Genomic DNA, 12,078 nt, shown 5'->3' on the forward strand with positions numbered 1-12,078 from the left:
AAATAGATTATTTTTCTAGAAAAATAAGTGAATAATAATCTTTCATAACTTCTCCACCCATTTCCTCATATTTAGTATTCAACATTCTAGAACGGTGCATATCAGAATTCATCCAACTATGAATTAGTGTCGGTACATCATCAAAATCATATCCGACATTTTGGCTTGTAGAAATAAATGAAATGTTTTCGTTACTTAATTGGCTTTTCAAAGCATCCTCAGTAAATTCAACATCATTAGAACCTGTTGCTTCATATAAGTTTACTGATGCAATGTGAGCTATATCTGAATTGACTTTTAGTGGTTTAATATTTTTTAACTTTCTCATCTCATTCGTAATTTCATATAGCGTCATTAATTGATTAGGATTTTGTTCATAAGGAAGTTTATCTTTCTTAGCTTTATCAAAATCTTCTTCATTATAGTTATCATCAGATTCATTAGCTAAAGGATATGGCTTAAGAAATGCTAGTGCTTCTTTATCAAGAAAGCGAATACCCATAATTTGATTCGATTGTTGATCCACATAGACCTGTGCATAAACATTTCCATATTTAATCAATGTTTGTGTTTTTATATCTTCATCAGATAATTCGAAATTATAACTTTGACCATTCACTTTAATAGAAGGGTCCGGGTTAATACTTGTATTTTCAAAAATATGTGATGCACTCTCATTAATTTTTAAAGGGGCAACATTAGCTTTACTTCCCGTTGCATAAACTGATTTTATTTTATTTTCTTTAGTTGAAACAATATAATATTGTTCATCTTTTTTAAATACGTAATTCATATAGTGCCCTTTAAATGGATATGTACGACTTGCTTGACCAAATTTATCAGTTAAATCATCTATATCTTTACCAATCCAAGTACCTACACCCTCTTTTGGTGATGGATTTTCACTGGTGTTATGTGTCTTAGGCGCTTGTTCTGAATGATTAGTTGAAACAGTTTTATTTGGATTTTCTAATAAATCAAATTTAAGTCTTGGTGAGTAAAATAAATATATAAGAAATAATACTAAAAATATTACACTTAAAACTTTAATTATTAATTTTGCCATCTTTCACCCACCTATTTTGAATTATATCTATTGTACAAAATAACTATTTTATTAATCAAGACATCCTACTTAGCATTACTACTTTTACCAAGTCATCCTTTTACAAATAAATTGATATTGATGTTACAAAAAAGACTAAGACAATGACGTCTTAGTCTCAATCAATTTGTATTTAATTTGTTACAATAAATTCGATTATAATCCTAATGTTGCTTTAATTAGTGAAGTCGTTTCTCCACCTGGGTAAAATACATATAAAAGTAAGTAAACTGCTACACCAGTGATAGCTGTAAAGAACCATATAACTGATGCAATTGGACCTGCTTTTCTATGCCATTTAAATTTATCTTTATATGCTGTAATAATTTGAATTAACCCTAGAACGCCACCAATTGTAGCTAAATTAATGTGGAAAATTAAGAAAATTTTATAATACGTTCTAACTGAGTCTGGTCCCCCGAAATCTGTATTACCTATAAAAATAGTTCTTGATGCATAGATAATAAAGAAAGTTAATGCAAAGATTGCTGCCCATAACATTGTTTTCTTGTGCTTATCTATATCTCTATGCCAGATTTGCCACCATCCAATGGCAACAAAGATAGCACTAATCACAATACAACTTGTACTAATCGTCGGTAGAATTGGTAAATTCATATGTTTCATCCTTATTTAATTTGTATATTTTAAATCATTTTTATCAGTGAGATAACAACAACTAAAACGAAAAATACTACTAAATAATTTAGGGAGTAAATAAACATTTTTGTTGCCCATTTAGTTTGATCTGTCGCTTTCTTAAAAGAAGTTAAACCAACATATAGCCAACCTAAATTAAGCAATGTCGCTAATACTACAAATGTTGTTCCGAGACTTGATAATAGAAATGGTAGTGGAAGTAAAAAGACTAACCATATAAACATACTTATTCTAGTACGTTTAAATCCTTTAACAGATGGTAACATAGGTATATTAGCTAATGAATATTCATCACTTCGTTTAATTGCTAAAGCATAGAAATGAATTGGTTGCCAACAAAAAACAACTAAAAATAATGCAATTGCAATAAGACTAATATTTCCATCAATAGCAACCCAACCAATTAATGGTGGTACTGCACCCGGAAAACTCCCTACTACTGTGTTCCAAGTTGTATGTCTTTTAGACCAAATTGAATAATAAGACACATAACCCACAATGCCGATGAGTCCTAGTACACCTGATGGTACATTTAATAAGAATAAACAAGCTTCTCCTACTAACATCATACCAAAACTTAAAATTAATAAATTTTTATCTGAAATTCTATCATTAACTGTCGGTCTATTTTGCTTACTTGGCATTATTCTGTCGATATCTTGATCATAATAATTATTTAATGCACAAGCGCCACCCATAATTAATGTTGATCCAATCAACATTAATAGAATTTGAGGTATTGACGATAGGAAGGAATGATTGCTCATCACAACAGCTAACCAAGCACCTGCAAATGCAGGAATTAAGTTACCTTGAACTAAACCCATCTTAATAATTTGTTGTAACTCTTTAAACGATACACGGCTCGATGGTTGTGACAAAGTTTGCTCTTTGCTCATGATCCCCCTCCTTAAAATTTTCATATAATACTATGATATAGCAATTACTAAAAATTGACTAGTTTATATCAAATTTAATTGTGACACTTTAACGACATTCTACTTCACTAATTTTTTGTTAGTTCCTATTGTTGTATAATTATTTTAATAATAAAATTGTAATAAAAATAGACATTAATTAAGAGCATTCAGTACTAATTTATCTACACTGTCAAAATACTCTTGATTAATTATGGGGTGTATAACATTGTTTAACAAACGAAACCTTAAGTGGTTATCTGTATTAGCAACTATCATAATGGCATTTGTACAACTTGGTGGTGCATTAGTTACTAAGACCGGCTCGGAAGATGGATGTGGATCATCTTGGCCTTTATGTCACGGTGCATTACTCCCTCAAAATTTACCCATCGATACAATTATCGAATTAAGTCATCGTGCCGTCTCTGGTTTATCATTAATCGTTGTACTGTGGTTAGCTATTACAGCATGGAAACATATTGGCTATATTAGAGAGGTAAAGCCATTAGCAATTATTAGTATTGCATTTTTACTAGTTCAAGCATTGATTGGTGCAGCAGCTGTCATTTGGCAACAAAATTCATACGTATTAGCACTGCACTTTGGTATATCTTTAATCAGTTTCTCTTCAGTGTTTGTTTTAATGCTTATCATTTTTGAAGTCGATAAAAAATATGAAGCTGATGAACTATATATCAGAAAGCCATTAAGAAGATTAACATGGATGATGACAGGTATTGTATATTTAACGATTTATACTGGGGCTTTAGTTAGACATGCAAAAGCAAGTTTAGCATATGGTGGCTGGCCTTTACCTTTCCATGACATCATTCCACATACAGAGCAAGATTGGGTACAATTTGCGCATCGTGGTATGGCATTTATAACGTTCTTCTGGATAATGATAACGTTTATTCATGCAGTTAAAAATTACTCTGAGAATAGAACAATTCGATATGGGTATACAACTGCATTTATTCTTATCATCTTACAAGTAATTACTGGAGCTCTATCTGTAATGACTAATGTAAATTTATTCATTGCACTTTTACACGCTTTATTTATCACAATATTATTCGGTATGATAGCTTACTTTATTATGTTAATGCTACGTACCATCAGAAGTGAAAAAATCAAATAACCTATTAGTATAAAAGAGTCTGGGACATAATTCCTAGAGAAATAGCCAGTAAATGAGTTTTAACAAATTCATTTACTGGCTTCTTTATTTACAATACTCCGTATTGTTGGCTCGCTTTCTTAGGGGACAGCTTCAGCCTGTAGTCTTCAGCTTGTCCTGTTCCCTCAAGAGTCTCGCCAAAATACTTTGTATTTATATGTAATTTTACATTGTAATACTTTAAAAAAATAAAGCACTTTCGTATAATTTAATAAACATCACTAAACTAAATTAACGAGGTGCCTTATGTATAAAAATTATAACATGACTCAACTTACTCTACCAATGGAAACTTCAGTTCTTATCCCCACAAATGATATTTCACGACATGTAAATGATATTGTTGAAACAATTCCTGACAATGAATTCGACGAATTCAGACATCACCGTGGTGCAACTTCGTACCATCCTAAAATGATGTTAAAAGTGATTCTATATGCCTACACACAATCTGTATTCTCAGGTCGTAAAATAGAAAAAATACTTAATGATAGCATCCGAATGATGTGACTATCACAAAATCAATAACCTTCTTATAAAACAATTAATCGATTTAGAGTAAATCCAAAAGTAGATGCTTTATTAGAATCTTTATTTATTCAATTTTACAGTCAGTGTGTAAAACAAAATCTTATAGATGATAAAGCTATTTTTATTGATGGTACAAAAATTGAAGCAAATGCCAATCGATATACATTTGTATGGAAAAAGAGTATTCAAAACCATGAATCAAAAATGAATGAGGATTCTAAAGCCCTCTACCATGAATTGGTAACCAATAAAATCATACCGGAAATTAAAGAAGATCATGATAATGAATTAACAAAAGAAGAAATAGATTTGATTGGTAGTCACTTAGATAAAGAAATCGAAGATTTAAACCAACATATCAACAATGAAAAATGTACTAAAACAAGAAAACAAATACGTCTCAAAAGAACTAAAATCAAAAAATACAAAAAGCAAATCAATGATTATTTTGAGCGAAAGTATCGATACGAATTTCAAAAATCTATTTTAAAGGATAGAAATAGTTATTCTAAGACAGATCATGATGCGACATATATGAGAATGAAAGAAGATCACATGAAAAATGGACAACTTAAGCCAGGGTATAATTTACAAATAGCGACAAATTCCCAATTTGTTTTATCTTATAATGTGTATCAAAATCCAACGGATACTAGAACGATGATTCCATTTTTAAATTCAATTCAAAAGCAAACAAAAAAATAATGAAGAATTATAACTGGGAATATTTTAAAACCCAAATTAACAAAAAGCTTTCAGAACCAGAAACAAAAAATATATACAGTCAAAGAAAAATTGATGTGGAACCTATTTTTTGGATTTATGAAGGCTATTTTGGGTTTCACTCGGATGTCTGTCCGAGGACTCAATAAAGTCAAAAGAGAACTTGGCTTTGTATTAATGGCACTTAATATAAGAAAAGTAGTAGCTCAATGAGCTGAAAATAATCAAAAAATTTATAAAAAAGACAATTTCTATATTATTTCAATAGAAATTGTCTTTTTTTCACTTATCCAAGAACTTTATGTCCCGGACTCTTTTTAATTAAAAATTTTATTAACGATGACGTTTATAAATATTTATTACTCCATTGACTTAATCTATTCAAACTTCAATATGAAATCTATTAATTAGCTCATTTTTAAAATAAATTTTGATTTTAATCTGCTTTTTCAATTTCAATAAGTAAGTCCCCTGTTGCAATCGCATCGCCGTTTACAACCGTTACTTGTTTTATAGTTCCATTGAATGGTGCTTGAATCGTTGTCTCCATCTTCATCGCTTCTGTAATTAATAAAGGTTGGTTTACTTTTACTTCTTCACCAACTGTAACTTTAACTTCAGTTACCGAACCAGGCATTTGAGCACCAATATGACTAGGATTTGATTTGTCAGCTTTAGGTTTCAAGTTCGTATTTTTTTTAATATTTTCATCTTTTATAGAAATACGACGTGCTTGACCATTCATAACATAATAAATTGTTCGATAACCATTTTCATCCGGCTCACTAATTGTTTCAAGTTTAATAATTAATCGTTTACCAGTATCAATCTCTATTTCAACTGTTTCACCATTACGCATACCGAAGAAGAACGTTGGTGTATCTAATAATGATAAGTCACCATATTGTTGTTTTGTTTGCATAAACTGATCAAATACTTTTGGATATAATACATAACTGATTACATCTTGTTCAGTCACTTCACCATAATCTTTTGCTTCAAGTTCTTGTCTGATTTCATCAAAATTCACAGGATCTAAATACTCACCTGGACGTTCTTTTAGTGGTTGTTGACCTTTGAGGATGACATCTTGCAATTCCTTATTAAAGCCATTGACTGGCTGACCTATATCACCTTTGAAATAAGATACAACCGATTCAGGGAAATCTAACTTATGGCCTTCTTTGATCACTGATTGCTCATCCAAGTCATTTTGCACCATATAAAGGGCCATATCACCTACAACTTTAGATGATGGCGTTACTTTTACGATATCGCCAAATAAGAAATTAACACGTCGATACATATCTTTGACCTCGTGGAAACGTTCACCTAAACCTAAACTTTTTGCTTGTTGCCCTAAATTTGAATATTGTCCACCAGGCATTTCATGTTGATAAATTTCGGTATTAGGAGACTTAATGTCACTTTCAAAGTCACTGTAGTATGGACGCACAGTACTCCAATAGTGACTGAGTTCTTCTAATCCTTCAATATCTGCTCTTAGATTTCGATTAAAACCATTTAATCCATAATACAACGAATTGGCGCTAGGTTGACTTGTTAAACCACTCATTGAAGCAACAGCTGTATCAATGATATCTACACCTGCATCTATCGCTTCTTTATAGATAAGTAGACCATTTCCACTTGTATCGTGTGTGTGTAAATGTATCGGTAAATTTATCGCAGATTTTAATTCTCCGATAAGTTCATATGCTGCTTTAGGTTTTAACAATCCTGCCATGTCTTTAATTGCTAAGATATGGAACCCTTCACGTTCAAGTTCTTTTGCTAATTTTACATAGTATTCAAGTGTAAATACATTTGAACGTTCAGGATTTAATATATCACCGGTATAACAGATTGCACCTTCAGAAATCTTACCTGCATTTTGAACCGCTTCATTTGCAACTTTCATTTGATCTACCCAGTTAAGTGAGTCGAAAATTCTAAAGACATCTACGCCTGCATTCGCACTTTCTTTTACGAACTTTTCAATCACATTATCAGCATAATTTTTATAGCCAACTGCATTTGAAGCACGTAATAACATTTGGAATAAAATATTGGGAATTGCTTTACGTAATCTTTCAAGTCGTTCCCATGGATTTTCTTTTAAAAAATTGTAAGCGACATCAAATGTTGCGCCTCCCCACATTTCTAAAGAGAAACTACCTTTAAACACTTCAGCAGTTTTAGAAGTAATATTCATCATATCCTTAGTACGAACGCGAGTTGCTAAGAGTGATTGGTGTGCATCACGAAAAGTAGTATCAGTGACTAATACGTCGTTTTGCTCTCGTACCCAATCAGCTACTGCTTTAGGTCCTTTACTATCTAGCAGCTGTTTCGTTCCGTTCAACGTATTAATTTTACTATGTGACACTTGTGGTATAGCTGTCGATTCATAATCAGGTTTGAGTCTTTTTTCAACATTAGGGAAACCGTTAATCGTTACATTACCGATATATTCTAACGTTTTAGTACCACGATCTAGAGTCGGTGCAATATTAAATAATTCGGGTGTTTCTTCTATAAATTTAGTCGTATAATCCCCACTGCGGAATTGATCATTACGCATCACATTAATTAGAAACGGAATGTTAGTTTTCACACCACGTATACGCATTTCACGAAGAGAGCGTTCCATCTTTTCTTCAGCTTGTTTAAATGTAACCGCATGTGTTGATAACTTAACCAATAGTGAATCATAATAAGGAGATATTTCTGCACCTTGGAAACCGTCACCAGCATCTAAACGTACACCAAAACCACCACTAGATCGATAAGCGATAATAGTGCCTGAATCCGGCATAAAGTCATTAGATGGATCTTCAGTTGTTATACGACATTGAATTGCATAACCTAATGTTTGAATTTCTTCTTGTTGTGGCATAGAAACGCGTTCATCAAATAAGTTAGCACCATCAGCAACTAAAATTTGAGTTTTAACAATATCTATACCAGTAATCATTTCAGTTATTGTATGTTCTACTTGAACTCGAGGATTAACTTCAATAAAGAAGAACTCATCCCCTGATACTAAGAATTCTACCGTACCTGCGTTAACATATTTGATATTATTCATTAATTGTAATGCTGCATCACAAATTCGTTCTCGTAATTCTTTTGATAAGCCAACTGAAGGAGCTACTTCCACTACCTTTTGATGACGACGTTGCACCGAACAATCACGTTCATATAAGTGAACAATATTACCATATTCATCCCCAATAATTTGTACTTCAATATGTTTGGGATTATCTATGTATCTTTCAATATATACTTCACTATTACCAAATGACTTTTCGGCTTCAGATTTAGCTCGATGGAATGCGTCTTCTAATTCTCCTTCTTCACGTACGATACGCATCCCTTTACCGCCACCACCACTCGTAGCTTTAATCATTAAAGGAAAGCCAGCTTCTTGAGCAAATGCTTTTGCTGCTTCAAAGTTTTCAATCGGTCCATCTGTACCTGGAATAACAGGCAAATTAGCATTTATTGCAGTTGTTCTAGCTTTGACTTTATCTCCAAACATATCTAAATGTTCTATATGCGGACCAATGAATTTAATTCCTTCTTCATCACAACGTTTTGCAAATTGTTTATTTTCACTTAAAAAACCATAACCAGGATGAATGGCATCTACACCAGCTCGTTTAGCCACATCTATAATACGTTCAATGTTTAGATAACTTTCGGCTGGCCCCAAATCCTTTCCTACTAAATAAGATTCGTCTGCTTTATATCTATGCAAAGCGTTTTTATCTTCATTTGAGTATATTGCCACTGTTTTAATATTTAATTCTGTTGCTGCCCTAAAAATTCTAATTGCAATTTCGCCACGATTAGCTACTAATAATTTTTTTATATTTTTCAAAAAAGGCACTCCCCTTTTAAAGTTTGAATATTCTAACTAATTAGATAATAAAATTTTATACTAACTCAAATAATAAAGCTATATTTATTTATTAAATAGTTGTTGTAAACTTTGTAAAGTAACTAAAATGAATGAAAATGATTTCCGTATTAATAAACTATTAAAAATAAATATTTCTGTGGTAATCACTAAAAATTATCATTAGTTATAACTTTATATTATCATTTTAAATAATAATACTCCACTTACAATGACGTTGTATATTATATTTTCATAAAAATGTAAAAACCTTTACATGAAATTAAGCTTTATTTCACGTAAAGGTTATCATCCTTATTTAAGAGATTATCTAGTTATACCTAGTTTTTGTTTTCTAGCTTTTTGTGATCGTTTTTCATCAATTTTTATTTGTTTTGCGACTAATAATAGTAGACCCATTGCGATACTTAAACTCAACATTGATGAACCACCAAAACTTATAAATGGTAGAGGTACACCAGTTAATGGAATAGTTGCTGAAATACCACCTAAATTGACAAAAGTCTGACTGCCAATATAACTAGCAACGCCTACACAAATTAATTTATAGAAATATGATGGTGTTTTAGTAGCTAATACGAAAGCACGATAAACTATGAAAAATAATAAGCAAATGACGAATAATCCACCTACTAAACCAAGTTCCTCACAAATGACTGCAAATATAAAGTCAGTATGTGCTTCTGGTAAATAACCAAGTTTCATAATTCCATTGCCTAAACCACGACCAAATAATCCACCATTACCAATTGCCATCAATGAGTTAGTTAAATGATAACCTGTACCGGCTTCTGAACTAAATGGGTTCATTAATGTACTAAAACGCGCTTTTAAATAATGTGGCATCATTCCACTTACAATAAAGAGCAATGCAATCGCGATGAAACTTCCTGCAATAAGCAAAACCGGTCCTCTTACTAATTTTTGGACACCGATACCTGCAAAAATAAACATTGAAACAATAATAATCATGATTAACAACGTTTGACCAATATCACCTTGCAACAATACTAAAAATAAGCATACGCCTATTAAAAATAGTGGCGCAGCAATTACTTTAATTTTCTCTCTTACTTGCGGTAATTTTCTACTTATTACATATGAAATATACAATATGAATGCAATTTTCAATAATTCCGATGCTTGTAAGTTCATAAATCCAAGATTTATCCAACTTTTAGATCCGTTAATATTTTTACCTATAATAAGTGTTAAAAATAGTAATACGAAGATTATAATCATAATCCATTTTTGAATATTGGGTTGTTGTAATATTTTAATATTCAACATAAAAGCGATAAAAAATACGACAATAAAACTCATAATAACGTAAATGAGTTGTCTATTATAAAAATACGTGCCAGATACTTCAAGTCCACCTGTTAACGTCCCTTTAGTTGCAGCAACCATACTTGCACTATAAACCATGATTAAACCGAAAAGACATAAAACAACGTATGTAATTAATAATGGATAATCGATGAACTTTGCAGTTCTACCTATGTATCTAAATATATTTTTTAAATTACTCATAAAAATGATCATCCAATTCTAGAATTTTAAAATTATAATGGTAAATAAAATTACGTTTTAAACCAAATTTTCCGTCTAAACTATTATATACTTTGTGCTCGTTGTTTAACAAATATAAACTAAATTTAAATCTATTCATTACTTTCAAAATTTCTATATTTAATATGATAATAATGCTTAAAATATAAAATGACTGAAAATATTATAAACATAATATTTCAGTCACTATGGTGAGATAATTTGTATGTAATTAATATTACAAATAACTCAAATTTATAAACGAAAAGTAATTGAATAAACTTTACTTATATATTTAATCGATAGTTATTTTACATTTGTAAACGCTTCATGAAGTTTAGATAATTCTTTTTCTAAACGAAGCATTAAATTTTTGCCGTCTTCTTTATCAACTAAGCCAAGCTTAACTGCAAAATCAACTTCTTTTTGTAAACCAAACATTTGTGTGTCGAGAACTTCTTCATATAACGGGCATGAAGGTAAAGTTAAATTATCCATTTGAACTTTAATTAAATGTAAGATTCTATCAGCATCTTGATTTAATTGCTCATAAGCCACGTTACTCATCTTCGATTGCTTCGGCATCACATACTCCCCCCTATCATTAAATATCTTCATATCAAAAGTTTATCTTACTACTTTTTAAAAAGCAAGTTTATTCAGTGAATACAAGAATTTAATTGTGATAAAATAATGACTAGAACGAAATTAGGGAGTGGGCAAAAAAATGATTCAAATCAAAGGCTTAGTCAAGTTCCCTATCACTTTGGATAGTACAACTTGGATATTCGATGATAGAAAAGTAAAAATTGAAGACATTGAAAGTGGTGTGTTTGAAGGAACGAAACCAATTAGATTCGAAGATAATCGCGAATGGAATAGAGCGATTCTTGAAGGTCAAACGAATCCACCTACTTTAAACTCAGAGATAAAATATCGTAAGCGTTCTGTATTAGAAGATTCATTTGCAATCAATATGACACCTTTCTTTAAAATTGCAGAACCAAAAGACAATGCTACTGCGATAAAATTATTTAATGATGAGTTCTCAATTGAAGTTCCAATAGAATTATTACCTTATCTATTTTTCCAATTTGCGAAAGATGGAAAGCGTATGTATGATGATAATGCAGTAGACAGCTTTGTTTTCAACCCAGATAAAAAAGGATACTCACATGAATTTAAGTATGTTACGCATATAGAGGTGATCTAATTTGCGTGAAGTTCAGTGTATCATTTGTGATACAAAGGTTTTAATTGATGAAAATACGGTTGAAGCCAAACGACTTCGAAATAATCCTATAAGAACTTTTATGTGCGATGATTGTAAAAGTCGTTTAGATAGACCAAAACAACGTCTTAACAAACACCAACCGTTTAACTTTATTAAGAGTGAAGAATTGTAATTATTTTAGTAAATTTAATTAGGTTTTACTCAAAAAAGCCAGTAAATGAAATGACAAAATTTCATTTACTGGCTTTC

Annotated in this window: 9 protein-coding genes and 1 pseudogene; 4 read left to right on the plus strand and 6 right to left on the minus strand. The window is 31.0% G+C overall.

What is annotated here, in order from left to right; all coding sequences use genetic code 11:
- Window positions 1-7: 7 nt before the first annotated feature.
- From SBL15_RS00540 to cyoE, 3 genes are all read right to left on the minus strand, one after another.
- Window positions 8-1,066 (minus strand): CAP-associated domain-containing protein, encoded by a 1,059-nt coding sequence (locus tag SBL15_RS00540; protein ID WP_317954861.1) that lies wholly within the window; start codon window positions 1,064-1,066, stop codon window positions 8-10.
- Window positions 1,067-1,261: 195 nt separating this feature from the next.
- Window positions 1,262-1,723 (minus strand): DUF420 domain-containing protein, encoded by a 462-nt coding sequence (locus tag SBL15_RS00545; protein ID WP_011276111.1) that lies wholly within the window; start codon window positions 1,721-1,723, stop codon window positions 1,262-1,264.
- 29 nt (window positions 1,724-1,752) lie between these two features.
- Window positions 1,753-2,664, minus strand: coding sequence for a heme o synthase (gene cyoE, locus SBL15_RS00550; protein WP_037536202.1), 912 nt, complete (start codon window positions 2,662-2,664; stop codon window positions 1,753-1,755).
- 247 nt (window positions 2,665-2,911) lie between these two features.
- Between cyoE and SBL15_RS00555 the strand changes: the two genes are divergently transcribed.
- Both SBL15_RS00555 and SBL15_RS00560 read left to right on the plus strand, forming a co-directional pair.
- Entirely contained in the window at window positions 2,912-3,826 is a 915-nt protein-coding gene (locus SBL15_RS00555) for a COX15/CtaA family protein (protein WP_037549405.1), read from the plus strand.
- Between the two features lie 285 nt (window positions 3,827-4,111).
- Window positions 4,112-5,444: pseudogene (locus SBL15_RS00560) on the plus strand (transposase).
- A gap of 111 nt (window positions 5,445-5,555) precedes the next feature.
- On the opposite strand, the gene SBL15_RS00565 reads toward SBL15_RS00560, so the two are convergent.
- The 3 genes from SBL15_RS00565 to SBL15_RS00575 all read right to left on the minus strand — a co-directional run bounded on the left by SBL15_RS00565 (window position 5,556) and on the right by SBL15_RS00575 (window position 11,180).
- The gene (locus SBL15_RS00565) at window positions 5,556-9,005 is read right to left on the minus strand and encodes a pyruvate carboxylase (RefSeq protein WP_317954863.1); all 3,450 of its coding nucleotides are present in this window, start codon (window positions 9,003-9,005) and stop codon (window positions 5,556-5,558) included.
- Between the two features lie 345 nt (window positions 9,006-9,350).
- The gene (gene ftsW, locus SBL15_RS00570) at window positions 9,351-10,577 is read right to left on the minus strand and encodes a cell division peptidoglycan polymerase FtsW (protein ID WP_037536194.1); all 1,227 of its coding nucleotides are present in this window, start codon (window positions 10,575-10,577) and stop codon (window positions 9,351-9,353) included.
- Between the two features lie 324 nt (window positions 10,578-10,901).
- On the minus strand, window positions 10,902-11,180 hold the full coding sequence (locus SBL15_RS00575) for a YlaN family protein (RefSeq protein WP_011276116.1): 279 nt from the start codon (window positions 11,178-11,180) through the stop codon (window positions 10,902-10,904).
- Between the two features lie 142 nt (window positions 11,181-11,322).
- On the opposite strand from SBL15_RS00575, the gene SBL15_RS00580 reads away from it, so the two are divergent.
- Complete coding sequence (locus SBL15_RS00580) at window positions 11,323-11,808, plus strand: hypothetical protein (protein WP_107612291.1); 486 nt, start codon at window positions 11,323-11,325, stop codon at window positions 11,806-11,808.
- A 1-nt stretch (window position 11,809) separates the two neighbouring features.
- A complete protein-coding gene (locus SBL15_RS00585; RefSeq protein WP_011276118.1) occupies window positions 11,810-12,001 on the plus strand; it encodes a YlaI family protein in 192 nt (63 codons plus the stop codon).
- Window positions 12,002-12,078: the final 77 nt, after the last annotated feature.

The organism is Staphylococcus sp. NWU MKU2 (assembly GCF_033283605.1).
Taxonomy (GTDB): Bacteria; Bacillota; Bacilli; order Staphylococcales; family Staphylococcaceae; genus Staphylococcus; species Staphylococcus haemolyticus.